The organism is Variovorax sp. 05N34 (assembly GCF_056397405.1).
The window spans coordinates 1-25,392 of the sequence record NZ_JBFTNI010000015.1 but is presented as its reverse complement, the minus strand read 5'-3'; the positions used below and the strand labels follow the sequence as shown (position 1 = coordinate 25,392).

The following is a 25,392-nucleotide window of genomic DNA, read 5'->3' as shown; positions in this document are numbered from 1 at the left end:
TATCGAGAGGGACGAGGTATCGCGTCAGCCCTTTTCCTCGGCATCTTCGGCATCGTCGGATGTGGGGCTCGTCGGCTTCGGACTGAGTCGAGCCTCAGCGTCTTCGTCTCCGGCACGCGGGCCCTCCAGGGGCGTTTCGCCCTTCGCTGCCTGCAACTCGTTCGGGCTGTACTCGACATTCGGTCCCTCAGGAATTGCATCGGCCGCTTTCTTCAAGTCTTCGGGTGTCGGAGCCGGGTGGTTGTTCGGGATGCTGTCAGTCATCGTGATTCCCTTCATGGATGGATGCATGTCTCAGGCGAGCCTCGGCAAGCCGGATGGCCGGCGCGCCGTCCTCAGCGTGATCGAATAGCGAAGCGCATCGGAGGCGACGACGGCGTGCTGCCATTCCCATCGCGCCGGGCCTCTCATGCAATAGATGGAGCGTGGCGCAAGGGTGACCCGAAGCCGCCCGCCGAGTGGATGGGATCGAGGCCGCGGCGGATAGCGACGGAACTCCATCTGGCCTTCGCCGCCGAGCGATATGCCCACGACATCCTCGAAGTCCGGCACGTCCCGGTGCCAGCCCAGGGGCGTGCCGGGCCGGTACTCGGCAACCAAAGCGTGAACGAACGACTCGGCCCGACAACCTAGCCATGCCGCGGCCCGCGCCCTCAGCGGCAGCAACTCATCGGGCAGCGGCGGCGAGGGCTCCAGCCGGTTGGCATCGAAGTCGTAGTGGCCGCCGAAGCTGATGCCTCGCCGCCGTGCCACGAACTGCTTGTAACGCATTGGCGCCAAAGGCAACTGCTGGATGAATGCGACCAACGACGCTTCCTCTCGAAGCTCGAGAAAGTCCGGCTCATAGCGCCAGCCTTCCGGCGCGCCGTCCTCGGGGCGGTCCTCGAAAAGACTGGCCTGGTTCGCAGTCAAGGGCATCGGCATTGACCAAGGATGCGCTCCGCAAGAAATGAATGTGTAGGGTTTTGGCCGATCTGTCGGCCCGACGTGCCCGCGACTCGGCCGGTCAGGCCTGCTTCATTGCCAGCCGGTCCAACCGGAGGCGCTGGCGCTCGTCCGTGATCGCGCGTGCAGCCAGGTAAACCGCCCCCGCCGCGGCCAGGGCGCCTGCGCCGGTGAGCAGGAAGAGCAGCAGGATCTGGTACTTGACGGCTTCGATGGGGTCCATGCCCGCGAGCAACTGACCCGTCATGATTCCCGGCAGCGTGATGATGCCGGCCGCCGACATCTGGTTGACGATCGGGATCATCGCTCGCCGGATCGACGATCTCAGCAGGCCGCGCAGCGCCTGATGGATAGAGGCGCCGAGCGCGAGTTGAGCCTCTATCGCAGGACGCCGGATCACGACGCCTTCCAGAAAGCTGTCGAGGCCGAGGCTTGCCGAATTGAGCACGCTGCCGAGCACGATGCCCATCAGCGGGATCGCGTAGCGGGGGTCGTACCACGGGTGCGGGCGGATTGCCGTCATGAGCGCCAGCGCGACTGTGGCGACGCTCGAAATGCCGACGACCGCGACACTGATACGGTGATTGCCCGCCGAACGAAGGCGCCGGGTCGGCCGCACAGCCACTTCGCGCGCGGCAGCGGCGATCATCAGAACGACGATCGCGAGCGTCACGGCCGGCGAGGCTGCCTTGAACACGGCGCGCAGCAGCAGTCCGACCAGCAGCAATTGCACGACCATGCGTGTCGCGGCCCAGAGGACCTGTCGGTGCAGGTCGAGATGCAGCAGCAGCGACGCCACCGCGCTGGCGAGTACCAGCGCCGCCGCCAGGGCAACGTCGAGTGCGCCGAGGTGTACGACGGTGTTCACAGTGCCTGCAAGCCTTCACGTGTCATCGCGTAGCGGCTCTGGCTCACGCGCGCCGCCTGCTGGGTCGAATGCGTCACCCAGATGATGGACAGCCCCTTGCGCAGGCGCGCCTTCAGCAGCGCTTCCATCGCCAAGGTGGACGCTTCGTCGAGCGATGCGGTAGGTTCGTCAAGGAGAAGAACAGCGGGCTTGCGCGAGAGCGAGCGCAACAGCGCCAGGCGCTGGCGCTCGCCGGTCGACAAGCGCGCGACCTCGGCATCGAGAATCGCCGCGGGCAGGTCGAGCAAGGGCAGGGCGGCCTCAACGGCCTCAACAGCTTCGATCGAGTCGGCAAGGAAGTGCGGGCGCACAGTCGGCTCCCACCACGCAGGCTCTGCCGCCTGATAGATGACCTGACGGCGCCACGCCACAGGGGGACACGCATCGCGCGGCCGGCCCTCCAGTGTCAGCGTGCCACTCCCAGGGTCCAGATCTGCGATCAGTCGGAGGAACAGACTCTTGCCGACGCCCGACGGTCCGACGATGCTTGCGCACTCGCCGTGTCCGAGATCGAAGTCGAACGGGCCTGCGTGGACCGACCGCAGGCCGCGGATGCTCAACATGTCGGGTTTCCTTCAGTGAGGCTGGAGCAAGACGCCGGCAACGCCCATGCTGCCGATACTCGCCAGATCCGCCTGCACCGCCGATTGTGATTCCCCGCGGCAGAAACCGTCGCGCTGTCGAAGGCGCCGCGGCCTGCTAAGCCAGGTAGTAGCGATCGAGCAGGAGGCGAATCGTCTCGAAGGACGAGAACAGAAGCATCACGACGAGCAACGCCGCGCCGAGGGCATGCCGCCGCGGACGTTCCGGCGCCGCGCCGGCGCCCACCGCGTAAGCCAGCACCATCGCACGCATCGTCATCGTGATGGTGTTGTTCAGCATCGTCATCCCTGCACCTCAAACTCGGCCCCGGGAGGCGCAGACTTTGCGACATTTCTACTTGGCCAAAACGCGACATTACTATTCAGCCGCTACATAGCATGATCACACAATTTATCTTATGTAAACTGCAGGAGCTCGAGCGCCAAGCGAAAGCAATAAACGCAGGAGGAGCGTGAAGTGGAAACTGCCTTGGTGGAAGGCATCGAACGGCAGGCTGTCAATGCGATGCGCCCTGCGGCAACGATGTGCGCGACGACCCGTCGCGCGGCCGTGCGAGCCCCGATGCCCGAGCAAGCGCAACCGCAGACTGGCGCCGGCCCCGTCATCCTGGATCACGATCCGAATCAGCGCATCAGAGAGCAGGAAGAGCGGAACATGGCGAAGCGAAAAGCCGAACTGGATGCGGAAGCGCGCGCGCGCTGGGAGTACGAGGAGCGCGTTCGAAATGCGCCGTTGACAGTCAAGCGCTGTGACCGTTTCGGCTGCCAGACCAACAAGGGCTATGCGCCACGCACCGACTGACTTGCCGGCCTCGCAAGCCCCAGCCGCTTGGCAAGCCGCGCAAGATTGCCGCGGTCCATGCCGAGTGTTCTGCCGGCCGCGGCCCAGTTGTGGTTGTTCTTCGCCAATGCAGAGGCCACCAGTTCACGCTCCAGGCGCATCACCGCATCGCGAAGGCCCTCGCCCTCGCGCAGTTTTGCCGACGCCGACGGTCCCTTCCGGGCGTCGTCGATCTCGAGGGGTTCGACGCCCATGCGTTCGCCCGCAAGATCGAGATCCGCCGACGTCAGGCTCAGGATGCGTGGCCGCTGCGGATGCCGCCCCATCGCCTTCAGCACGCTGCGGCCGAGCAGATGCTCCAGCTCGCGCACGTTTCCCGGCCAGTCATGGGCGAGCAGCGCGGCCTGCGCACTCGCATCGAGGCGCAAGCCGCTGAGCCCCAGGCGCGAGCGGTTCTCTTCGAGGAAGAAGCCGCTGAGCAGCAGCACGTCGCGTCCACGTTCGCGCAGCGGTGGCACCTGCAGCGGATACACGCTCAGGCGATGGTAGAAGTCCGCGCGCAAGCGCCCTGCCCGCACCTCATCGGCCAGATTGCGATTGCTTGCAGCGAGGAGCCGCACATCGACCCGGTGCTCGCGATCTGAACCGAGCCTCTGCAGCTGTCCGCTTTGCAGGACGCGCAACAGCTTGGCCTGCACCGGCAGCGCGAGTTCACCCACTTCATCGAGAAAGAGCGTGCCGCCGTCGGCCAATTCGAACTTGCCAGGACGCTCGCCGACGGCCCCGGTGAACGCCCCTTTCACATGCCCGAAGAGTTCGCTTTCGACCAATGTCTCAGGCAGCGCGGCGCAGTTCAGGCTGATCATGGGGCGCGTCGCCCGGGTCGAACCCGCATGCAGCGCTTCGGCGACCAATTCCTTGCCGACGCCCGTCTCTCCCTGGATCAGCACCGGCAGTTCGCTGCCGCTGACCAGGTCGATTTCCTTCTGGAGCTGCCTCATGGCGGGGCTGCGGCCGATGAGTTCGCGCGCGCGCGGCGCCGCCGCCAGCCGATAGCCTTCAGCGCGAATGCTCTCGTCGCGGACGCGGGACTTGAGTTGCTCGATGTGGCCCGCGACACTGACGGTCGCCGCGGCCAGGCTGCCAAAGGACTGCAGGACTTTCAGGTCGACCCGGGAGAACCGCTCCGGCGCGAGGTCGTCCAGCGTCAGCAGGCCCCAGGTTCTGTCGTCGACGCGTACTGCGCAACCCACGCAATCGTGCACCGGCAGATGACCTTTGACGCCCTCGACCAGACCGTCGTAGGGGTCGGGCAGGTCGCTGTCCGCGGGAAATCGCAACGGGCCGTTCGCCTGGAGCAGCGCCGCGAACCGCGGATGTTCATCAACGCGGAATCGGCGGCCGAGCGTGTCCCTGCTGAGGCCGTCCACCGCCAGCGGCAGCAGCCATTCGCCGTCGAGTTGCAGCAGGGCCGCGGCATCGCAGGGCAGCACGACCCGCAAAGCCTCCAGCAAGCGCCGGTAGCGCTCGGCGCTGGGCATTTCGCGCGCAATATCGGCCACGAGCGGGATGATGGCCTGGAGCAAGGGGTGTGTTGTCATTTTGACTCAAAACGTGTCGGTTTGACGCCATCCTAGCCGCGTCAAAAAGACATCATAGCCACGCAAGTCTTTGATTCGTTTGAAGCGCGGGGCTGGAACGCCTTTTGCACCATTTGCATGCCAGAGGGGATCTACCATCCATCTCCCACCCATCTCCCACCCATTTCCCACCCATTTCCCATCACCGAAAGACTCTCCTATGCTTTCCGCCTCACACAAGGCCATCGTGACCGCCACTGTTCCCTTGCTCGAAACCGGTGGAGAAGCGCTGACGAAGCACTTCTATTCCATGCTCCTGAGCGAACATCCCGAAGTCCGCCCCCTTTTCAATCAGGCCCACCAATCCAATGGAGAGCAGCCCCGCGCGCTTGCCAACGGCGTGCTCATGTACGCGAAGAACATCGACAGGCTCGAAGCGCTGGGCGACCTGGCAGGCGAAATCGTGAACAAGCACGTCGCGTTGCAGGTACTGCCGGAGCACTATCCGATCGTCGGCGCCTGCCTGCTGCGGGCCATTCGCGAAGTGCTGGGTGCCGAGGTCGCGACGGACGAGGTCATCGACGCTTGGGCTGCCGCCTACGGGCAACTGGCCGACATACTGATCGGCGCTGAAAAGCAGATCTATGACAGCAAGGCCGCGGCGCCCGGCGGCTGGCGCGGTGAGCGCCAGTTCACTGTCGTGCGCAAGGAAGTCGAAAGCGACGAGATCACGTCCTTCTACTTCGCGCCGGTCGACGGCAAGCCCGTGCTCGACTTCCAGCCGGGCCAGTACATCACGCTGCGTCTGCGCTTCGAGGGGCAGGACATCCGGCGCAACTATTCGCTTTCGGCCGCGCCGAATGGTCGCACCTATCGCATCAGCGTGAAACGGGAAGCCGGTGGTCTCGCTTCCAACTACTTGCATGACCACGTGCAGGTGGGCAGCGCGCTCGATCTGTTCCCGCCCTCTGGTGCGTTCACGCTCCAGGAAAGCGACCGGCCAGTGGTCCTGATCAGCGGCGGCGTGGGCATCACGCCAACGCTGGCGATGCTCGAGGCCGCGTTGAAGACTTCGCGCGTGGTGCACTTCATTCATTTCGCGCGCACTCGCAGCGTGCACGCGTTTCGCGATGCCATCGAGGCGCTGGCGCACAAGCATCCGCAGCTGATGCGCTTCTATTGCTATGACGAGGCCCCCGAGCCGTCGAGCGTCGGCAATGAACCCCACGCCGTCGGCCGGATCGACGCGGACAAGCTCGCCAAGTGGCTGCCGCCCGGGACGCGCAACGTCGATGCGTACTTCCTCGGTCCGAAGCCGTTCATGCAGCAAGCGAAGAAGGCGCTGCGGACCTTGGGCGTTCCGGACAAGCAAGTTCGCTACGAGTTTTTCGGGCCCGCTTCGGCACTGGAATGAAAGCGGGGGCCAGGGCCACGTGAGCAGTCTTGCGGCTCAGGCCCTCGCCATGCGCGCATAGCGACTGATCCACTTCAACGCGACCTCTTCCGCGAGGCGCTCGGCAGCGGCCTCGGCAACGCGGAGCTCGTCGGCCAGGCACTTGACACGCCGGCGGGCAGCGAGATGAACGCTGCAGCCGGCGTAGTCGGGGCCCAGGGCAGCGAGCACATCTTTGGCGCGGGCCAGTTCCGCACGAATGACGTTGATGGGGCGAAGATCGTGTTCCATGTCGCTCTCCTACTTAGTCCTTGTCTGGCACTGGGTTGCAGGAAGCTCGAAATGGGTTCTGCTTGATTGGCAGAAACGCTATATTTCTTCACCGCAACCGCCACGGCATCCGCCCGCATGGACAAAGACGAGCTCAACCAGTTGCTGGTACGCATCGGCCGCGAAGACCAGGCAGCGTTTCGTCAGCTCTACAAGGCGTTCAGCCGCAAGGTGTACGCCTATGTCTTCAACATGCTGGGTGACCACGCGCGGGCCGAGGAAGTCCTCGCGGACTCTTTCTACGAGGTGTGGCGGCACCCCGAACGCTTTCGCGGCGATTCGCAGTTTTCCACTTGGCTCATCGGCATCGCGCGCAGGAAGGCGCTGATGGTGTACCGCGCGCGCCGGCCCGACGAGGTGCATGGAGACCTCGACGACATCGCCGAAACCACCGCCTCCGACGCACCCGACGCCTACGCCGAACTGGCGGGAAAGCAACGGCGCGAAGGCGTCCAGCATTGCATGGACAAGCTGTCGGACGAGCACCGCGAATGCCTGCACCTGGTGTTCTACGAGGGCATGGGCCTGGCCGAGGTGGCCGAGGTGCAAGGCTGTCCCGAGGGCACCGTCAAGACCCGCCTGTTCCACGCCCGCCAGAAGATGAAGAATTGCCTGCAGGCGCTGCTGCGCAGTGAGGGCGGTGCCCCCGGCGCCAGAGGCGCTCTCGCGTCCTGAGAAATGAATTTGAACCTTCCCGCGGGCTCGCGCAACTCAAGGCGGACACGGGCATGTCCCGTGCACGAAGATCGCGTTTCGGTGCGGTCGGCCGCGCAAGTCGATATTGTGTAAGCGCGCGGCATTCGGGAGCACCCTCATCATGAAAGAACGCTTCGAAGAACTGCTCCCCTGGTATGCCAACGGCTCGCTGGGAGCCGATGACCGTGCCTGGGTCGACGCATACATCGAACAGCATCCCGAGGCTCGCAGCGAGCTGGAGTGGTACCAGTCGTTGCAGGCGCGCGTGCAGGAAAACGTCCCACCCGTGCCGGCAACCATCGGCCTGGCTCGCACCATGCGCCTGATCCAGGGCGACCGTCCGACGCTGGCGGAGCGCTTCAGCGCCTTTTTCGGGAACCTGGGCATGCGCCCGAGCTATGCGCTGGGCGCGCTGGCAGTCATTGCAGTGCAAGGCGGCCTCATCGCGGCGCTGCTGGGCGATGCGCGTGAAAGCGCCGACGAAATCCGCGCGCTGAACTCGGTTCGCGTCGAAGAAGGCCCGATGCTGAAGGTCAGCTTTGCGCCGGACGCGAAGGAATCCGACATCCGAATGCTGATGGTCCGGATTCATGCCGAACTGGCTGGCGGGCCCGGGCAGCTCGGCGACTACTACCTGCGCGTGCCGTCCGGCAGCGAAGCGGCGGCGCTTGCACAGGTGCAGGCCGCCCCGATCGTGCAGGCCGCAGCGCTCGCACCGGGCGTGCCACCCAGGGAGTAGTCCCATGGCCACACTGCTGACCCGCCGACTGCTGCTGCGCGGCGCATTGGGTGCCGCAGCCCTGCCCTTCGGTGCCGCCATGGCCGCCGCCGATTTGAAGGACGTCAAGGCGCCCGGGTCCCGCATTGCACTGGTGATCGGCAACGGCGCCTACCGCAGTGCGCCCCTGAAGAACCCGCCGGCCGATGCGATGGCCGTCGCGAACGCGTTGCGCGGCCTTGGCTACGAGGTGACCCTGCGTCAGAACACGCGGCTGCCGGACCTGATCGAATCCCTGCGCGAGTTCTCGATCCGGGCGCCCAAGGCAGCGGTTCGCGTGCTGTTCTATGCAGGCCACGGGGTCCAGGTGAAGGGGCGCAACTATCTGGTGCCGATCGATGCCGATCCGCAATCCGAAGAAGACATACAGCGGCAAAGCGCGGACGTCGGCGAGTTCGTCGACCGGCTCAGCGCCATCGGCACCGGCGCCAACATCGTGGTGCTCGATGCCTGCCGCGTGAACCCCTTTGCCGGCGGTGTCATCGTCGGTCCGGACGGGCGGCGCCTCAAATTCCGCGGCGCGACCCCGGGTGGCCTGGCGACGCTCGATGCGCCGGTGGGCACGCTGGTGGCCTTCTCGACGGCGCCCAACGGCGTGGCGCTCGACAGCGCCAACAGCGACCACAGCGTCTACGCACGCCACCTGCTGGCGAACATGTCCATGCCGGGGCTGCAGATCGAGCAGCTCTTCAAGCGCGTGAGAATCGGCGTCGCAGAAGACACCGGCCGCGTGCAGGTGCCCTGGGAATCGTCCAGCCTGACCGCCGACTTCTGCTTCAAGTCGGACGACAAGGGGCGCTGCGGCAGTTGAGCCGGGCCGCTCAGGCGTGGTCGTCGATGAAGCGCTCGAGCTCGCGCGCGAAGCGCAGCGGCTCGCTGACGTGCGGCGAGTGGCCGGCGCGCGGGTAGACCGAAATCTGCGCATGCTTGACCGTGTCGCGATACCAGCCATCGAGCGGCACACCGGCGTAGTGCGGACTGCGCGCCCCCAGCACAACCAGCAGCGGGGTGTCCAGGCGCGCCAGCGAAGCGCGGAAGTCCGCCATGGCCATCGATTCGGCGAGATCGAGCAACGGCCGCACGTCGATGCGCCCCAGGCGCCGGCGCAGCACGCGTCCGAGCAGCGCTTCGACATCCAACCGGCGCTGCAACCAGGCACCTCCGAGCGCGCCGACCTCGTTCAACAGCATGCCGGCCAGGTCCTGGCGCGCGCCAGCAATCATTCCAGCCAGCATTGACGCGCTGCAGCCGCCGAACAGCCCGAGACGCCAGCCGTCGTCCGTCACGATGCGAGGCGACTGATCGACCAGCGCCACGGCAGCCACTCGCTCCGTGCCATGCTGATGCAGGTATTGCATCAACGTCAGCGCACCCATCGAATGCCCCACGAGGATCGAGCGCTGCAGCCCGAAGTGGTCGAGTGCGTCGGCCAGATCGTTCGCCAGCCGAGCCAGCGTGATGCTGCCGCTGGCCGCCCGGCAACTGCCATGGCCCCGGGCGTCCCACGCGAGAACGCAATGGCGCCGCGCCAGCCGCCTGGCGACTGGCATCCAGTCGCGGTGAGTGCATCCGAATCCATGCACCAGCACCAGCGGCGAACCGCGCCCGAGCACGCACACCGGAACCACGTGGCCATCGCCGGCGGTGAAGCTGTCGTAGTCGCTCGCACCCGTCGAGCCGAGACCCATCAACCCCAAGTTGCGCAAAACGTCGAAGGCACCGCGCACGCCCGTCAGGCGTGCGGGCTTCGCAGGCGGATCAGGCGGCGCGCTGTCGGGCATCGCGAACGATCCTACGCCTGCACGACGCCCGCCGTTCACCGGAAATTTGTTTGAACCGATTGATCGGCCGCCGCAACCCATGGGCGGGAAGGCAAGCAATTCGGCAAGCCCGACCTCAATCCCTGTCATCAATCCCTAGGAGATCGTCATGCAAGTCGTTCGCAAAGCATCCATCCTCATCGCCCTTGGTTTCGCCTTCGGTGGCGCAATGGCCGGCGAGATCGCCAACACCACGGTGCAATCCACCAACGCCAACAACAACTCGTCGGGCTTCCTGGCCACGGCCCGCCAGAACATTGGTGTCTCCGAGCAAAACTCGAAGATCGCCAACAGCACGGTGACGGTGAACGGCGCCAACAACTCCGCCTCCGGCTTCCTCTCCACGGCAACACAAAACGTCGGCCACGCCGAAGGCAAGGGCCAGATCACCAACACCAACATTCAGGGCACGAACCTGAACAACTCTGCGTCTGGCTTCCTCAGCACCGCCACGCAGGAAGTGGGCTTCGCCAAGGGCAACGGCGTGGTGAGCAACTCGGTCGTACGAGCCACCAACGCCAGCAACAGCGCCAGCGGCTTCCTGTCGACGGCTTCGCAGCAGATCGGCGGCGCACAAGGCAACGGCAAGTTGACCAACGCGACAGTCGTCGCCAACGGTTCGAACAACAGCGCCAGCGGCTTCCTGTCCACCGCCGCCCAAAGCATCGGCGTCGCCAAGTAAGCAGTGCCGCGTTTTCGCCCCTGATCCGCCAGCGCCCATGGCGCTGGCGGTCTTCCAGCAAGGAGACCCCTCATGAATGCCATCCTCGTTCGCGCCACCCGCATCGCCGTTGTGGCCATCACGCTGGGCGGATGCGCCAGCGCATTCGCGGGGCAGGAGCTGCTGGAGGTCGATTCGCGGTTCCGCGCAAAGATCGCCAAGGAAAAGATCCGCATCAGCGCACAGGAGCGCAAGGCTGAAGAGCAAGGGAGGACCCAGGACCAGATCCAGAACCAGGGCACCTGCGGGAGCCAGAACATCGGCAATCTCGACACCGGCGGGCGCATCGGAACCGCCCCGCGCGAAGTGTTCGTGTTTGCGCCCAATGCCATCAACATCGTCGGCCGCGGCGGTTGCCAGTGACCTGAAATCCACCCCACGGAGATGTCATGAAACCGCCCCGCATCGCGCGCTTCCTGGCGCTCACCGCACTTGCAGCACTCGCGGGCTGCCAGACGCTGGAGGTCAAGCAGCCCACCATCGAACAGACCGCAGAGATCCGCGTCGGCCCCGAGCAACGCCCACAGCGCTCGATCACGGGCTTTTCGCCGGCGCTGCGCTGCATGGACACGCTGATGCTCGACTACGGCGTGCATGACGTGACGATGCTGACCGAAGAAATCAACGACGAAACGAAGAAGCTCAACGCCGGAACGCGCGACATGCTGATCTCGGCGGTGTCGGACATGTCGCGGCGCAGCCGTGCGGTGCGCCTGGTGGCCTTCGGCAAGGACACGCTGAACGTCGTCAGCTTCCTGTCGGCGGCGCAGACCACGGCGGTCTACCAGGCGATTCCGCGCTACGACATCAAGGGGTCGGTGTCGCAGTTCGACGAGAACCTGATCAAGAACCAGAAGGATCTCGGCTTCGGCTTCTTTCCTTACCTCAACCTGGGTAGCGCAAACGACGCATCCACCAGCATGCTGGGGCTCGACCTGAGCGTGCTGACAACCAGCGACATGGGCGTGCTGCCGGGCGTCACGTCACGCAACTCCGTGGTGATCATGAAGCAGGGCAAGGGCATCGACGGCGATGCCGCGTATCACAAGTTCGGCATCAACTACAGCATGAACCTTGCCCGCTCCGAAGGCCAGTCGCAGGCGCTGCGCGGGCTGGTCGAACTCGCGGTCGTGGAGCTCATCGGCAAGCTGACGAAGACCCCCTACTGGACCTGCCTGGGCGTTTCCGATCCGAAAGCGAATGAAGAGACGCGCCTGGAGATGCTCGATTGGTACAGCGCGATGGCTTCGACGCGCGTCGAGCTGATTGCCTACTTCCAGAACCAGCTGCGCCAGCGCGGGTTCTACGACGGACCGATCGACGGCGAATTCAATCCTGCGATGGACGAGGCGATTTCCAACTATCGCGAACAGCTCGGCCTCAGCCGCGCGGCATTGCTCGACGAGAAGTTCTTCAGCGCCTTCCTCGCTGCGGACCACAGCAAGATCAAGCGACCGGCGCAACCGGCACGCTACGTTCCGCCCGGCTCGCTCGCGACGTCGGCTGGATCGCCCACAGCGGCGGCGCCCGGCCCTTCGGCAACGCCACTGAAGCTGGCAGTGTCCGCCCCCAACCAGCAGACGCGGTTTGCCCGCGGGGAGTCGATCAACCTGTCCCTTGCGCCTTCGCAGGATGCGCATGTCTACTGCTACCTCCGCGACGAGGACTCGAAGGTGGTGCGCTTCTTCCCCAACCGATTCACGCAGGACTCCCGCGTTGCAGCGGCCAAGCCGATCACGCTGCCCGGCGCGATGCGCTTCCAGCTCTCGATGAACACGAAGGGCGTGCCCGAGACCGTGACCTGCTTCGCGACGCCGAGCGATGTGATGGCTTCGCTGCCGCAATCGTTGGTCGGCATCGACTTCGAACCCTTGCCCGGCGTGACGCTCGAGATGATCCGCGCCGCCTTCGACAAAGCCAGTGGCGGCATGCTCGCCCAGGAGAACTTCCGTGTCCAAGCCAAGTGATCTCATTCCCGATGGCCTGAAGCGGCGCGGCGCCCGCGTGGCAGTGGTCTCCCTGGTGGCGCTTGCTGCCGTGACCGGCCTGCTCCAGTTGCCCCGCGGCGCCACCGCAGGCGTGGCTGCCATCGGCGCTGACGACCGCGTCGCAGTCCAGGGCCCACCTGCGCAGCCCCTACAGCCTTCACCAAGCGGGCGCGCACCGGCCACCTACCAACTGCGCTGCTGGCAGAACGGCCGGCTGCTGTTCGAAGAGGGGCCGGTCACCCTCGGCGCCGATGCACGGCAAGGTGCACGCATGGTGGCGACCGACCGCCGTGGCGGGTCCTTGATCGTCACTGCCGATCTCGGCGGCACCACTTGCCTGGCCCGCCCTGCCCCGCCCCCGCCCAGCCTCGCGCTGCCGCGCTGAGAGCGCCTTCGCCCCTTCGCCACCCTCCGGAGTTCGCCATGAACTGGTTCGAACAAGTGTTTCCGAGTCCCTCCTGGATCCGCGCTGCAGCCTGCGCCGCGCTGCTTTCAGCTGCGCCGTTCACACCCGCACGGGCCGCGACGGAACCGCGCAACGTCGCCGGCTTCGACGAAGTGGTGTCCACCGTGTCGGCCGAAATCAACGTCGAACAGGGACCGCGCGAATCACTGACCCTGGAGGCCGAACCCGCGGTGCTGAGCAAGATCACGACCGAGGTGCATGGCCGGCGCTTGGTCATCGGGCTTGCACCCGGCAAGGTCGAGACGCAGCAGCCCATTCGGATGAAGCTCGGCGTCCAGAAGCTGCGAGCCATCGATTCGCGCGCGATCAGCGCCATCACCATCGGACCGCTGCACAGCGACACGCTCGCGCTGGTGCTTGCAGGCGGCGGCTCCATCCGTGTCGACCGCCTGGAAGACGCGCGCAATCTCGACGTGCGGATCACCGGAGCCGGGGATGTCGCGGTCGGCGGCGGCAAGGTGGCGGCGCAGCAGGTTGCCATCACCGGCATCGGCAGCTATTCGGCGCCCAAGCTCGCCAGCGAGCGTGCGGAGGTCGCCATCGACGGCAACGGCGAAGCGCAGCTCGCCGCGCGCAATGCGCTGGCGGTGCGCATCGGCGGTGTAGGCCACGTGCGCTATCACGGCGACCCCGTGGTGACACGCTCGATCAGCGGCATCGGCAGCGTCGATAAAGATTGAACCGGGCCAGCGGCACGCGCAACCCATGGGCATCAACCCCACCGCCCAAGGAGCCCTCAAATGATCCGCTACCTCAGCACTCTCGCACTGGCCCTCGCCGCCGCCGTTGCAATGATCGCCCCCGCCGCGAGGGCCGAGAAGGTGATGATTTATCACGAAGGCCAGCTTGTGGTTCCGCAGGACGTGGCGGACGTGCTGAACCGGTCGATCCGCTTGCTCGATGAGCCGCCGGCAGCCCAAGCCCAAACCCAAGCCCAAGCCCGCCCCCAAGCACCCGCCGCAGCACCGGCCAAGGTCACAGCAATGGCGGCGGGCTCTCGCGTGAACGCATCGGCGCGTCCCTCGGAAACCGCCCGTGTTGCGCGCAATGACGCCAACGCCAATGCCTCCGCGCTCTCATTGCCGGTGCGCTTCGGCTTCGATTCCGCCGAGATTCTCCCGGCCGCGCGCACCCAGCTGGACGCGCTCGCCAAGGGCATCGAGCTGATGGCGCCCGGAAGCAAGGTCACCATCGAAGGCCACACCGACGCCGCCGGCGATCCGACCTACAACCTCGAGTTGTCGCGCAACCGGGCCCGCGCCGTGCGCGACTATCTCGTGCATCACGGCATCGACGCCGCACGCCTGAAGACAGTCGGCTATGGCGAAGACCGGCCGCTCCAGGACACCGACCCTTACGCCGCCATCAACCGCCGCGTGCAATTCCGGGGCGCCTGAGCAGTCCTTGCCGAGCGGGCGCAGGTCCCTCCGCCCTCCCCCGCTCTCCCCTTGTGCCGCCGCAGCGCTCAACCGAGAATGGCGTGCGACCGCCAGTGGAGTCCTCGAAGTCCGCAGCATTCATTCTCAGCGCCGTCACCATGATTCGCCGTCGCCTGCTCTCCTGCCTTGGCTTCGGTCTCATTCCTGTGTGGTGGAGCCGGGCCGACGTTGCGCAGGCCCAGGCGCAAGCGCAGCGGTCCGCGATCGAATCGCCGGGGCAACGCCGTATCGCGCTGGTCATCGGCAACGGGCGCTACCCCGAACTCCCACTGAACAATCCCGAGCATGACGCGCGGCTGGTCGCGCAGACACTGCGCGGTCTCAATTTCGAGGTGGGTGAATATCTCAATCTCAACGCGCGCGAATTCAAGCGTGTGCTGCGCGAATTCGGGCGCCGCATGGATGACGACCAGGTCGCCTCGGTCTTCTATTACGCGGGCCACGGCGTGCAGATCGGAGGCCGCAACTTCCTGCTGCCGGTCGACATCGCCTTGCGCGACGAGGCCGAAGTGCGCGACGAAGCCATCGACTTGCAGGAAGCACTGCTCACGCATGTAGATCGGGTGCGAGCGCGCGCGCGCATTTTCATCATCGACGCCTGCCGCAACGACCCGTTCGCGTCGCGTGCTGGCGCTTCGCGAAACGCCAATGGGCTGGCCGAGATGGCGGCGCCGGGGGCGCTCATCGCCTTCTCCGCCGCGCCCGGTCGTGTCGCCGAGGACGGTCCGGTCGGCGGCAACAGCATCTACACGCGCTACCTCGCCACCGAGATGCGCACGCCGGGCGTCGACGTCGAGGAAATGATGAAGACCGTGCGCATCAAGGTGCTGCGCGATACCGCGGAGCGCCAGATCCCATGGGTCAACACCTCGATGGTCGTGAACTTCATGTTCAACCCCGGCCCCGCGCCCACACTCGCCGGACCGAAGCGCAGTTTGCAGCTGCTCGTGCAGGCCCAGCGCAGCCTGAACACCGACGCGCGCGATGCATCGGCCTCGCTGGCGGTGCGCGTCTATGTGCTGAGCGATGCGAGCGAATTCGAGAAGGCGAGCTTCGACAGCCTCTACGACGATGACGAAGGCACGCTCGGATCGAACATGCTCGCGCGCCAGAGTCTCTTTCTGCGCCCCGGCGAGGCGCGGGAACTGGACCTCGAGCTGCGCGGCGACGCACGTGCCGTCGCGGTATTCGGTGCATTTCGCGAGATCGAGAGTTCGCAGTGGCGGGCGGTGCTGCCTTTGCCGAGTGGATCGTTGGCGCGCGCCCGCCTCGATGCGCAGGCGCGCCGACTGCAGTTGGGATGGGCCAAATGACGCGAGCGAATTCGCAAGCCGTCGACGAGCCGACTGCAGCCCGCGCCTTGCGCATGGAGGCGCTCCCGCTCGTTGCCCTGCTGTCGCGCTTGCGCGACTCGGCGCCGGTCGACCCGGCCGAGCTGCGCCGAACGCTCGCTGCCGCGGTCGCCCATTTCGAAGCCAACGCACGCGTTGCGGGAGTCGACGAGCCCAGCGTCGCAGCGGCAAGCTATGTGCTGTGCGCCTGGGCGGACGAACAGTTGGGCGCCACGCCCTCGGGCACGCGGGCCGCCGGACTCCTGCAGCGTTTCCATGGCGAGGCCGACGGGAGCGGCAAGCTCTTGCGCCTGCTGTCGCGGCTCGCGGAAAGGCCGCGCGAGCATCGCGCCCTGCTCGAACTCTTCCATACCTGCCTCAGTCTCGGCCTGCGTGCGGGCCTGTCGTCCGGCAGCGGCGACCACGAGACCTTGCGCGCACGCGTGCATCTCGCGCTGGAGCAGGCGTCTGCTACCCCGGCGTTGGTGGCGCCGTGGCACTGCGCGCCCGCCGCGGCCAGCCCGCCGCGTGCGTCGCGCATCGCATTGCCTGCGGTCCTGCTCCTGGGCGTGCTGGCCGTAGGCATCTACACCGCAAGCCAGCTTCAGCTTGCAGCGCGCGTCGACGGGGTGCTGGCGTCCTTGCAGCGGCTCGTGCCGGCGCAGGCGCCCGGAATGCAAGCAGCCGTGAGCGCAATGCCGGTGCCTCCGCGGCTGGCCTCGAGCCTGCGTGAAGACATCGATGCAGGCCGGCTGTCCGTGCGCGACGAAGCGCTGCGCAGCGTGGTGGTGATCGGCGCCGATGCACTCGGCGACGCCACTGGCGCGTTGACGCGCGTGAGTGCAGCGTTGAAGAAAGTGCCGGGCAAGGTGCTCGTCATCGGCTATACCGACGGCAGCGATCCCCCGACTGCGCGCACGCCTTCGGCTTGGCATCAGGCGATGGAATGGGCGCGTGGCACGGCCGATGCCTTGCGGCCGCAACTCGGCAGTGAGCGGCTGGCTGTCGAGGCCCGCGTCGATCCCACGGCCGGCGCGCCGCTGCGACGCGTCGAGATCGTTTTGTTTCCGCAATGACGCTCTCGCCACGCATCATCCAGCGCGCCGTCAACCTCGGCGCGGCGGCTGTCCTGGTGTGGTTTGCGGCACCACTGGTGGCCTTTGGCAACTGGCAGCCATTCGACAGCATCCGCGCGCGCGTGGCCTTGCTGGTGCTGGTCTCGCTCGTATTGGCCGGCCTGTATGGGCTGCGCTTATTGTGGGCGCGTCGGCGCAACGACAGGCTCCTGAAGAGCCTCGAAGCGGGCGATGCCACCGTCGAGCTGAGCCAGCGTTTTCGCGAGGCGCTTGCGATGTTGCGGCAAGGCGTCGACGCACAAGGCGCACATCGATGGTGGCAGCGTCGGCGACAGGTGCAGCAGTTGCCCTGGTACCTGATCATCGGCGCGCCCGGCGGCGGCAAGACCACCGCGCTCCTGCATTCGGGCCTGCGCTTTCCGCTTGCAGAAAAGCTCGGACGCGACCCGCTCGCAGGCATCGGCGGCACGCGCCAGTGCGACTGGTGGTTCAGCGAGGACGCTGTCTTCATCGACACCGCCGGGCGCTACACCACGCAGGACAGCGACGCCACGGCCGACGCCGGCGAATGGCAGCAGTTCCTCGCGCTCCTGCGGCGCCACAGGCCCGTGCAGCCGATCAACGGCGTGATCGTCAGCGTCAGCGTGCCCGACCTGCTGCAAGGCGGCGCGGAACTCGCGCGCCAGTCGGCGGCGGTCGCGGCGCGCCTCGCAGAGTTGCGCCGAGAGCTCGGTCTCTCCTTTCCGATCTACCTGCTGGTCACCAAGGGCGACCTGCTTGCCGGCTTCGTCGAAACCTTCGGTGATCTCGACGTCGCGCAACGCGAGCAGCTCTGGGGACTGGTGTTCGATGCCGACGTGGCGGGCATCCCGGCCGACCTTGGAGCACGCCTGGACGACCTCGGGCACCGCCTGGCGCAGCGCAGTCCCGCGTTGCTGCAGCAGGAACGCATGCCGCAGCGGCGCCTGCCGATCTACGCGTTCGCGGCGCAGTTCAAGGCCCTGCTCGCGCCGCTCGAAGCATTCGTGCGTGACGCCTTCGGCGACATCGCCGCCGCACCGGCGCAACGCCTGCGCTCGATCGCACTGACGAGTGGCACGCAGGAGGGCAACCCGATCGACCGGGTCATCGGCGAACTCGCGCGCAGCCACGGCCTCGCGCTGAAGCCGCTGCCGCGCCCGGATGCCGGCGGCAAATCGTTCTTTCTGACTGCGCTGCTCAAGCGCCTGGTGATCGTCGAAGCGCCGCTGGCAGGCCAGCGCTTGCAGCGGCTGCAATGGCGTCGGCGCATCGGCATCGCCGGCGCGGCCCTGGCGGGTGCCGCGCTGCTCGCCGTGTCCGGCCTGTGGTGGCAGAGCTATCTGCGCAACCTCGACTACATCGAAGCCGTGCGCACACGCGTCGAGCGGTTGACGCGGCGCATCGGCCCGCTGGAATCGGCAAGTCTGGAGCAAGTTTTGCCGCTCTATTCGATGCTCGAGCATCTGGCCTCGAACGACGGCATCGATCCCGATCAACCGCCTGCAGGCTTCGGCTTCGGGCTCTTTCAGGGACCACGGCTGGCGCGCTCGGCCGAACAGGTCTACCGCGAGATGCTCGACCGGAGCCTCGCGCCGCTGCTCGTCGAACGATTGCATCGCGACCTGCGCCAGGCCGAGGACGGCGCGACCCGCTACGACGCGCTGCGTACTTCGTTGATGCTCGCCAATCCACCACGCCTGGTCCGCAGCGAGTTGCGCGGCTGGGTCGAACAGACGCTGGCACAGGCCAGCGGCGCGGGTGAGCACGGCGAGGTGGCGCGCCATGCCGAGAATTTGCTCGAACGCAATGGGCTGCCCGAGGCGATGCGCCCCGACGATGACGGCGTACGCATCGCGCGCGGCGCCCTCGCGGCGCTCCCGGTGGCGCAGCGGGTCCACGAGCACTTGCTGCGACACGTTCCCGATCCCGAACCGCCCCAGGATCTGCCGACGCGGCTTGGCGCGGCCAGCGCGCTTCTGTTCGCGGCCTCGAGCGCCGGGACGATGCCGGCGCATTCGAGCGCCAGCGACTGGCGGCGCAATCTGGCGCCTGCCCTCGAATCCTCCATGGACGACCTCGCGAGTGAAGCGGATTGGGTGCTCGGCGACAGCGGCGGCGACGTACGACGCCTGCAGAAAGACCGCGCATGGCGCGATGAAATCGCCACCCAGGTCGGCCGACGCCAGGCCGAACGGGTGATCGCCACATGGTCGCGCCAACTCGATGCCCTGGCGTTGGCGCCCGACAGCGATGCAATCGACGCATCCCGACAGGCGTCCGAACTCACGGCACCCGATTCACCGCTGCGCCGCCTGCTGACGAGGCTCGCGGACGATTTCAGCGCCACCTCGCAGGGCAACAGCGCGGCCGAGATTGCCTTCGACACCGCACTGCGGGCGCGCTTCGGTTCTCTCGGCGACTACGCGGCAGGGCCGGGCCCGCAAGCGCTCGACAGGCTCCAGGCCCTCGCCGCAGGCGGGCGCGGCCAGACTGAAAGTGCCAAGCTCGATGCGCTCTTGCGCACCGAGGCGGCCGAAGCGCCGGCGGCTCTGCGAAGGCTCTACCTGGATCTCGGGACACTGATCCGCTCGCGCGGCGGTGCGAAGCAGAGCTTCGACGCCGCGCTGATCGAACTCTCGCAAGCCTGCAGCACGTTGACGCGCGAGCGCTTTCCGTTCAGCGCTACGGCGACACGGGACATGGCGCCCTCCGACTTTGCACGCCTGTTCGGCCCGGGTGGCCTGTTCGACGACTTCCGGCGCAATCAATTGAAGGAGTTGAAAGGGCGCCGCGCAGGCGCCAATGCGAACAATTCGGATGCATTCGAGCGGGCAGCGGCGATCGGCAGCCTGTTCTTTCCCCAAGGCGCGCCGCTGCCTGAACTCAGGCTGCGCCTGACGCCGCAGCGCATGGATGCCGAACTGCTGCAGTTCAGCATCGACGTCGACGGCCAGCTCCTGCGCTTCGAGAACGGCCCCCGACGCGCCAAGGAATTGGTCTGGCCGGGACCGGCTTCGACGCAAAAGGTCCTGATGCGCGTGCTACCGCCCGGCCCAGGCGGGGTTGCCGCCGAAGTCCACGAAGGTCCGTTCGCCTGGGTCCGGGTATTGCTGCGCGGCGACTGGAAAGGCGAGCACGGCGGGCCGGCGCGGCTGACATTCGTCGTCGATACGCGCGCGCTCGAAGTCGAGGCAAGTGCAGCGGGAACGCCCGGCTCCGATATCTGGACCCTCCGGGAGCTGGCACGTTTTCGTTGCCCGCAGGCCTCGTGGTGAACATGGTGAAGAACATGGCCAGATCGCTGTCGCGTCGCGTCTCCTGGTACGGAAAATTGCCCGCGCGCGGCGACTTCGTGGGCCGTGGCCTCCCTGCGCGTTGGCGCAATGAGTGGGATGGCTGGCTGCAGGCTGGTATCGCCCTCGCCGCCACGCACGTCGACGCCGCCACGCTGCGTGATCGTCTGGGCAGCTTTGCGCCGTGGCGATACCTGGCGCATCCGATGCCCGGCGAATTCTGGTGCGGCATCATCACGGCGTCACGCGATCGGGTCGGACGCGTGTTTCCGATGACGCTGGTGGAACGACTCGACGCGCCGTCTTCATCCGAAGAAAGCGCCGCACGGCTGGCGTCGCTGCTTGACGCCATCGCAGAAGGACCGGAAGCGCTGGAGGCTGCGATCGCCGCCTTGCCGCCGCGTCCCGAGAAGGCATCCGGACCCACACGGGAGTGGCCTCCGGAGCCTGCCAGCCTCTGGTGGCCGCTCACCGCTGCAGATGATGCCGTTGCACGGCCATCAGCCTGGCCGCCGGAACCCGCACTCCTGCTTGAACTGCTCGACCTTCAACCCGCCTCGCACCAGATCGCGAGCGCCGAATAGTTGTCCTGGTCGATGCGATCGGCTCGCCGCACACCCGCTTCAAGCCGGTCGAGCCACGCCTGGATGCCGCTGCAGCCATCGAGGCTGCGCTCCATCGCCAGATCGTCGAAGACCGACCAGAGGCCATCGCTGCACAGCAGGAGCGCATCGCGCGACGCCAGCACCTGCGGCGTCTCCAGGACCTCGACGTCGAAGCCTTCGCGCGAGCCGAGTGCCGAAGTCAGCTGGCCCGGGGCCGCATCGCTTGCGTTCAGTCCCGCATCCCAGAGGCTCTGCGCGAGGCTTTGATCGCGCGTGCGTCCGAGCAAGCGGGCATCGTGCCAACGGTACAGGCGCGAGTCGCCGGCATGCGCCCAGATGGCGGCGCCGCTGCGCAGGTCGACCAGGAGCACGACGATGGTGGTGCGCATGTCCGCTGTCATGGTGCCCGCAACCTGCTGCGCGAGCACCGCGTCGTTGGCGCCCTGAACGAGCCGTTTCAGTGCGCCCGGGCTGACTTCGGGGCGCAGGGCGAAGGCCTCGAGCACATGCGTCACGGCCGCGCGCGACGCCGTCTGCCCGCCGCCGTGGCCACCTGCGCCGTCGCACAGCGTAGCGATGAGGGAGTCGGCGCCCTGCCAATAGCCGAAGGCGTCTTCGTTGCACCCGCGCCGGCCCGTTTGCGACAGCGCAGCGACCGAGACGTTCAACGCACGCTGTGCCATGGCGACTCCGGTGGTGGCGCGTCGGCGTCGCCGCGCGACTGGGCTTCATAGGCGCGCAGGAATTCGCGTCCGAAGATGGCCTCGAAGTCGTCGTCCAGGTGTTCGAGCAGATGGGCGTGCTGCAGCCGATGGCGCTCCCACAAGGCGGCCGCGCGACGTTTGGGAAGACGCGAAAGAATGTCGCGCGGCGGCCCCTCCGCGTTCTCGGCGGCTTCAGGGCCCAGGCGGGAGAAAAGCTCGAACACCGCGGCGCGCATGCCGGCGACCATGGCGACCTGGTGCACCAGCAGATCGCGGTTCGCATCGCGCAATGCCGCCACCGGGCCGAGAAAGCCGGGGCTCGGTACGCGCTGCAACATTCGGGTCAACGCTTCGGTGGCGTCCGGCGAGAACTTGAGCGGGTTGTTGTGACGCGGCGCGATCACCGTGCCTTCGGCGCGCATGTGGCGTTTGGCGACCGAACGGCTTTTCAGCAAGGCGAGCGTTCCTTCGGCGGTCGCGCGCAGCAGCGCGCCGAGGTGCTCCATCAACTCCGGCGTCAATGGCGGCACCTGGGGGCCGGTCAATTCGGCGCCACGACAGAACGCGGCAGCAAGCTCGGTCAGGTCCGGCGAGCCGGCTTCCGCGGCCGCAGCCGCAGCCGAACTCGATTGAACAGACTCCGGCGTCATCGATCCGCTCTCTGGCGCGGCAGCGGCCGCCGGCGGCTCGGCTGGCGCGCTGTGGACCATCGGCGTGCCGGTTCGCACGACCAGGAGGTCGGTCTTCCACGACACCACGGCGCTTGCGCTTGCGCTCGCGCTCGCTGGTGTCACTTCTTCCGGCGGGTCCAGTGCGGGAGCAAGCCCCGGCGCCAGTGCGGGAAGAGGCGATTGAGCGGCAAGCGGATCGTGCGCGCCGTCCAGATCGAACCAGCGATCCAGCCTCGCGCGCGGCGGTTCCGGCGCCGCAACGCACTCGACGGCCAATTCGAACGCGCCGATGCGCAGGCAGTCGCCCACGGCAAGCACCCGTTGATCACCCGGTGCGAGCTGCGCATCGTTGACCCACAAAGGCGTGGTGCCGCTGATGCAGCGCACGAGCGCGTCCTGGCCGAGCATGGCCACCTCCGCGTGCTGGCGCGACACCCTTCGCAGCGGATCCGCCAGCACGAGGTCGCATTCAGGCGATCGGCCGATGACGAGGCCCTTCGGCGGCAGCGCGAGCGCCGTTGCGTCGGGCTCGCTGGTCCCGGGGCGGCGCATGACGTGCAGCGCGATCAAGTGCGGCTCCGTCCGCATTCAGCCCAGCGCGCGCCACAGGTCGGCCTGCACACGGCGGGCATCGATCGTTGGCGTGAGCTGTTCCATCACGCTGGCAACGAACTGCTCGCGCGTGTTCGAGGTCGCCGCACAGCGCTTGGCGACGACGCGCGCAATCGGCCCCAGTGAGGAAAGCAGCGCGGCGGCTGCCTTTTCCACGTCGCCTTCACGCATCGGAGAGCCATTCAGCATCGTGCCGCGGGTTTGCGGGGCTTGGGAGCCGGAGGCTCCTGAAGAGACCGCACCATGCGTCGGCAGCGCGCCGGCCTTGGCGAGGAAGCGCTCTCGCGCTTCGATGTCGACGATGGCACTCGCGACGGCATGGCGCACTTCCGCCAGCGTGGACAACCCACGCGCGGCGCGACGCACCAGCACGCGCGCGACTGCGCCCACATGCTGGGCGAGTTCGCGTTCGACCTCGGCCAGCGCGGCGCTGTCCCATCCGGTCGGCGTGGGAATCGAAGGGGGGCTGCTACCCGGCAGCGACTTCGCGGCGGCTTGGGGAACCCGCGCCGAGTCGGGCACCGTCGGCACGATGGACGAATACGCATCGGGACCCTCCGGCCGGTCCCGCAGCGTCGGGCTCTCCCTGATGTCCTCCAGAAGAGGCGACATCAGGATCTGCGCCGGGAGCACTTCAGGCAGCGTCTCGGTGGCGAGCGCATGCAGCGCCGTTCGCATGGCCATCGCGGTCGCAAAGCGCTGCGCCGGGTCCTTCGCCAGTGCCAGGTCGAGCACCGCGTCGAATGGCTTGTGTGCGGGGTTGTTCGTCAGCTCGCTGAGCGGCTTGTGCGGCTCGTAGACGATCTTGTACATGATGGCGTCGTCCGTGCCGACGAAGGGCGTGGTCCCGCTCAGCATCCGGTAGAGCAGCACGCCCGCCGAGAAGACATCGACGCGGCGGTCGATCTCCCGGTCGGTGTATTGCTCGGGCGCGATGTAGCCCGGTGAGCCGACGATCGAACTGGCGCGGGTCAGGTTCGACGTTTCGGTCCGCGCGATTCCAAAATCGGTGATCTTGAGGCGGCCATCGTCGGCAATCAGCAGATTCGCCGGCTTGATGTCCCGGTGCACGATGCCGCGCTCATGCGCATAGTGCAGGCCGTCGAGCAGTTGCGTCATCACGCACAGCACTTGCGGCACGTCGAGCTTGCGCGGCGCCTGCAGGTAGTCGCGCAGGTTGCGTCCGGCAACGTACTCCATGACGATATAGGCGAAGTCCTCGTCCTCGCCGAACTGATAGATCGAGACGATGTTGCGGTGGGTCAGCCGTCCGGCCGCCTTGGCTTCGACCCGGAAGCGCGCGGCGACGCTCATGTCGTCGCTTGAATCGAGCAGGCGGCGGTGGATCGTCTTCACGGCCACCTCGCGGTCGATCCCCGGATCGTGCGCGAGGTAGACGATGCCCATCGCGCCCGAGCCGATCACCCCGCGAATGGGGTACGGACCGACATGCGTGGGCGTCGACATAGGGATGCGTGCTTCAGGTGTCGATCATCTTGATGGCCTGGTCGAGGCTGCGTCGCATGCGGGTGAACGAATGCGCCAGCGTCCCGATCTCGTCGCGGCCACGCGTGTCGAACTCCGGCACGTCGGGCTCGCCCAGGCTGACGCGGTTCGCCACCTTCGAGAGCGCCACCACGGGCCGGATCACGAGCAGGTAGAGCATCAGGTTCAGCACGATGCCAATGGCCACGAAGATGCCGATGAGCGAACCCATGAAGACCTTGAAGGTCTGCTCGGCGCGCGCCAGCGGCACCGACATGGGCACCGAGACGACCTGCGCGCCGATCACCTCGTTCATCTGCCAGCCGAAGCCGTTGGCCGGGCCGTACTTGTCGATCACCGTGTGCGGCGCGGCTTCGACCGTGCTGTGGCAAGCCAGGCAGGCGGCGTTCGTGATGCGGATCGGGCGTGCAATGTAGAGCGTCCGCCCGGTGCCCGATTCGCGCTCGCCGACGAACTCCTTCTGGTCGGCCTGGCTCCGAAAGCGATTCACGATGTCGGCTTCCCAGTCCACCGCACGATCGCGCGGATTGGTCGGATTCAGGGTCGCTTCCTTGTAGGTGTAGTCGGCAAAGCTCTTGGACAGCGTCGCCAGCACTTCGGTGGCCGAATACGCGGGCACGGTCTGGGGCAGGAAGGTGTACTTCATCTGCGTTTCGAGCAACGGCCGGATCTGGTCGTTGGTGTAGGCGCGAATCGCCAGCGCCTTTTCCATGGTCAGGCGCGACTGGTTCAGCACTTCCTGCTTGGCATTGCTTTGCAGCAGGTCATACGAAATCTTCCCCGTGCCCAAGACGCCGGCCACGAAGACCACCAGGAAGATCAGGTTGAACTTGAATAGAAGGCGCATGGGAGTCTCCAGTCCTGGCTGTCGTTCGTCGCTGAGTTGCGCTACGACGGGGTCCGGTTCACTGAGATTTGCCGCCGCCCCGCCCGGCGCTCGTGTCCGAGGCTGCCGGCGCGGGTCCGGGTGCCGGCGTCAACCTGAGCGCCGCTGCGGGTGCGGGTGCGGGTGCGGGTGCGGCTGCGGGTGCGGGTGCCGCCGGAGCCGAGCCAGCAGCGGCAGCGGCAGCGGAAGCGGCGGCGGCGGCGGCAGCCGCGCGTTTGGCGCGAGCCGCTGCCGCCGCGGC

At 67.0% G+C, this 25,392-nt stretch carries 28 protein-coding genes; 16 read left to right on the top strand and 12 right to left on the bottom strand.

The genetic code is table 11. The annotated features are described in order from the left end of the window. Positions 1-24 precede the first annotated feature (24 nt). From AC1DMA_RS28170 to AC1DMA_RS28150, 5 genes are all read right to left on the bottom strand, one after another. Positions 25-264: a hypothetical protein gene (locus AC1DMA_RS28170; protein WP_478127844.1), complete on the bottom strand. Its 240-nt coding sequence runs from the start codon at positions 262-264 to the stop codon at positions 25-27. A 30-nt stretch (positions 265-294) separates the two neighbouring features. Beyond that, positions 295-912 (bottom strand): alpha-ketoglutarate-dependent dioxygenase AlkB, encoded by a 618-nt coding sequence (locus tag AC1DMA_RS28165; protein ID WP_478146197.1) that lies wholly within the window; start codon positions 910-912, stop codon positions 295-297. 94 nt (positions 913-1,006) lie between these two features. Then, positions 1,007-1,813: an ABC transporter permease gene (locus tag AC1DMA_RS28160; protein WP_478146196.1), complete on the bottom strand. Its 807-nt coding sequence runs from the start codon at positions 1,811-1,813 to the stop codon at positions 1,007-1,009. After that, the gene (locus tag AC1DMA_RS28155) at positions 1,810-2,415 is read right to left on the bottom strand and encodes an ABC transporter ATP-binding protein (protein ID WP_478146195.1); all 606 of its coding nucleotides are present in this window, start codon (positions 2,413-2,415) and stop codon (positions 1,810-1,812) included. Before AC1DMA_RS28155 ends, AC1DMA_RS28160 begins: the two co-directional genes overlap by 4 nt. Before the next feature lie 136 nt (positions 2,416-2,551). After that, entirely contained in the window at positions 2,552-2,740 is a 189-nt protein-coding gene (locus tag AC1DMA_RS28150) for a hypothetical protein (RefSeq protein ID WP_478146194.1), read from the bottom strand. Between the two features lie 171 nt (positions 2,741-2,911). Between AC1DMA_RS28150 and AC1DMA_RS28145 the strand changes: the two genes are divergently transcribed. Continuing rightward, the gene (locus AC1DMA_RS28145) at positions 2,912-3,256 is read left to right on the top strand and encodes a hypothetical protein (protein WP_478146193.1); all 345 of its coding nucleotides are present in this window, start codon (positions 2,912-2,914) and stop codon (positions 3,254-3,256) included. Here the strand turns inward: AC1DMA_RS28145 and norR are convergent. Further along, positions 3,235-4,836, bottom strand: a complete 1,602-nt coding sequence (gene norR, locus AC1DMA_RS28140) for a nitric oxide reductase transcriptional regulator NorR (protein WP_478146192.1) — start codon at positions 4,834-4,836, stop codon at positions 3,235-3,237. The two genes, AC1DMA_RS28145 and norR, sit on opposite strands and share 22 nt — an antisense overlap. A 199-nt stretch (positions 4,837-5,035) precedes the next feature. Here norR and hmpA point away from each other — a divergent pair, with 199 nt between their 5' ends. Further along, complete coding sequence (gene hmpA / locus AC1DMA_RS28135; protein ID WP_478146191.1) at positions 5,036-6,229, top strand: NO-inducible flavohemoprotein; 1,194 nt, start codon at positions 5,036-5,038, stop codon at positions 6,227-6,229. 36 nt (positions 6,230-6,265) lie between these two features. Here the strand turns inward: hmpA and AC1DMA_RS28130 are convergent, their stop codons facing one another. Then, complete coding sequence (locus AC1DMA_RS28130) at positions 6,266-6,499, bottom strand: hypothetical protein (protein WP_478146190.1); 234 nt, start codon at positions 6,497-6,499, stop codon at positions 6,266-6,268. Between the two features lie 117 nt (positions 6,500-6,616). On the opposite strand from AC1DMA_RS28130, the gene AC1DMA_RS28125 reads away from it, so the two are divergent. The 3 genes from AC1DMA_RS28125 (at position 6,617) to AC1DMA_RS28115 (ending at position 8,823) form a co-directional block, all read left to right on the top strand. Next, positions 6,617-7,213 (top strand): RNA polymerase sigma factor, encoded by a 597-nt coding sequence (locus AC1DMA_RS28125; RefSeq protein WP_478127853.1) that lies wholly within the window; start codon positions 6,617-6,619, stop codon positions 7,211-7,213. 142 nt (positions 7,214-7,355) lie between these two features. Next, positions 7,356-7,973: an anti-sigma factor family protein gene (locus tag AC1DMA_RS28120; protein ID WP_478127854.1), complete on the top strand. Its 618-nt coding sequence runs from the start codon at positions 7,356-7,358 to the stop codon at positions 7,971-7,973. A 4-nt stretch (positions 7,974-7,977) separates the two neighbouring features. Next, positions 7,978-8,823, top strand: a complete 846-nt coding sequence (locus AC1DMA_RS28115; RefSeq protein ID WP_478146189.1) for a caspase family protein — start codon at positions 7,978-7,980, stop codon at positions 8,821-8,823. A gap of 10 nt (positions 8,824-8,833) precedes the next feature. On the opposite strand, the gene AC1DMA_RS28110 is transcribed toward AC1DMA_RS28115, so the two are convergent. Continuing rightward, on the bottom strand, positions 8,834-9,793 hold the full coding sequence (locus AC1DMA_RS28110) for an alpha/beta fold hydrolase (RefSeq protein ID WP_478146188.1): 960 nt from the start codon (positions 9,791-9,793) through the stop codon (positions 8,834-8,836). A 148-nt stretch (positions 9,794-9,941) separates the two neighbouring features. On the opposite strand from AC1DMA_RS28110, the gene AC1DMA_RS28105 reads away from it, so the two are divergent. The 10 genes from AC1DMA_RS28105 to tagF all read left to right on the top strand — a co-directional run bounded on the left by AC1DMA_RS28105 (position 9,942) and on the right by tagF (position 20,751). Beyond that, positions 9,942-10,514, top strand: coding sequence for a hypothetical protein (locus AC1DMA_RS28105; RefSeq protein ID WP_478146187.1), 573 nt, complete (start codon positions 9,942-9,944; stop codon positions 10,512-10,514). A gap of 72 nt (positions 10,515-10,586) precedes the next feature. Next, complete coding sequence (locus AC1DMA_RS28100) at positions 10,587-10,916, top strand: hypothetical protein (RefSeq protein WP_478146186.1); 330 nt, start codon at positions 10,587-10,589, stop codon at positions 10,914-10,916. Between the two features lie 26 nt (positions 10,917-10,942). Further along, positions 10,943-12,520 carry a DUF4384 domain-containing protein gene (locus AC1DMA_RS28095; RefSeq protein WP_478146185.1) on the top strand — a complete coding sequence of 526 codons (1,578 nt, stop codon included), beginning with the start codon at positions 10,943-10,945 and terminating at the stop codon, positions 12,518-12,520. Next, a complete protein-coding gene (locus AC1DMA_RS28090; RefSeq protein ID WP_478146184.1) occupies positions 12,504-12,926 on the top strand; it encodes a hypothetical protein in 423 nt (140 codons plus the stop codon). The genes AC1DMA_RS28095 and AC1DMA_RS28090 overlap by 17 nt, the downstream gene beginning before the upstream one ends. A gap of 38 nt (positions 12,927-12,964) precedes the next feature. Next, positions 12,965-13,687 carry a GIN domain-containing protein gene (locus tag AC1DMA_RS28085; protein ID WP_478146183.1) on the top strand — a complete coding sequence of 241 codons (723 nt, stop codon included), beginning with the start codon at positions 12,965-12,967 and terminating at the stop codon, positions 13,685-13,687. A 60-nt stretch (positions 13,688-13,747) separates the two neighbouring features. Then, complete coding sequence (locus tag AC1DMA_RS28080) at positions 13,748-14,404, top strand: OmpA family protein (protein WP_478146182.1); 657 nt, start codon at positions 13,748-13,750, stop codon at positions 14,402-14,404. A 140-nt stretch (positions 14,405-14,544) separates the two neighbouring features. After that, complete coding sequence (gene tssJ, locus AC1DMA_RS28075) at positions 14,545-15,759, top strand: type VI secretion system lipoprotein TssJ (RefSeq protein WP_478146181.1); 1,215 nt, start codon at positions 14,545-14,547, stop codon at positions 15,757-15,759. Then, positions 15,756-16,853, top strand: a complete 1,098-nt coding sequence (locus AC1DMA_RS28070; RefSeq protein WP_478146180.1) for a DotU/TssL family secretion system protein — start codon at positions 15,756-15,758, stop codon at positions 16,851-16,853. The genes tssJ and AC1DMA_RS28070 overlap by 4 nt, the downstream gene beginning before the upstream one ends. Further along, complete coding sequence (gene tssM, locus AC1DMA_RS28065; protein WP_478146179.1) at positions 16,850-20,149, top strand: type VI secretion system membrane subunit TssM; 3,300 nt, start codon at positions 16,850-16,852, stop codon at positions 20,147-20,149. The genes AC1DMA_RS28070 and tssM overlap by 4 nt, the downstream gene beginning before the upstream one ends. A 14-nt stretch (positions 20,150-20,163) precedes the next feature. Continuing rightward, positions 20,164-20,751, top strand: a complete 588-nt coding sequence (tagF, locus tag AC1DMA_RS28060) for a type VI secretion system-associated protein TagF (RefSeq protein ID WP_478146178.1) — start codon at positions 20,164-20,166, stop codon at positions 20,749-20,751. Here the strand turns inward: tagF and AC1DMA_RS28055 are convergent. Genes AC1DMA_RS28055 through AC1DMA_RS28040 form a run of 4 tightly spaced genes read right to left on the bottom strand, consistent with a single transcriptional unit; the run spans position 20,715 to position 25,112 of the window. Then, on the bottom strand, positions 20,715-21,455 hold the full coding sequence (locus AC1DMA_RS28055) for a PP2C family protein-serine/threonine phosphatase (protein ID WP_478127867.1): 741 nt from the start codon (positions 21,453-21,455) through the stop codon (positions 20,715-20,717). The two genes, tagF and AC1DMA_RS28055, sit on opposite strands and share 37 nt — an antisense overlap. Then, a complete protein-coding gene (gene tagH, locus AC1DMA_RS28050; RefSeq protein WP_478146177.1) occupies positions 21,437-22,717 on the bottom strand; it encodes a type VI secretion system-associated FHA domain protein TagH in 1,281 nt (426 codons plus the stop codon). The genes AC1DMA_RS28055 and tagH overlap by 19 nt, the downstream gene beginning before the upstream one ends. A gap of 18 nt (positions 22,718-22,735) precedes the next feature. After that, positions 22,736-24,226 carry a serine/threonine-protein kinase gene (locus AC1DMA_RS28045; RefSeq protein ID WP_478146176.1) on the bottom strand — a complete coding sequence of 497 codons (1,491 nt, stop codon included), beginning with the start codon at positions 24,224-24,226 and terminating at the stop codon, positions 22,736-22,738. 13 nt (positions 24,227-24,239) lie between these two features. Then, on the bottom strand, positions 24,240-25,112 hold the full coding sequence (locus AC1DMA_RS28040) for a c-type heme family protein (RefSeq protein ID WP_478146175.1): 873 nt from the start codon (positions 25,110-25,112) through the stop codon (positions 24,240-24,242). A gap of 68 nt (positions 25,113-25,180) precedes the next feature. Between AC1DMA_RS28040 and AC1DMA_RS28035 the strand changes: the two genes are divergently transcribed. After that, a partial coding sequence (locus tag AC1DMA_RS28035) for a hypothetical protein (RefSeq protein WP_478146174.1) occupies positions 25,181-25,392 on the top strand: 212 nt, incomplete at its 3' end.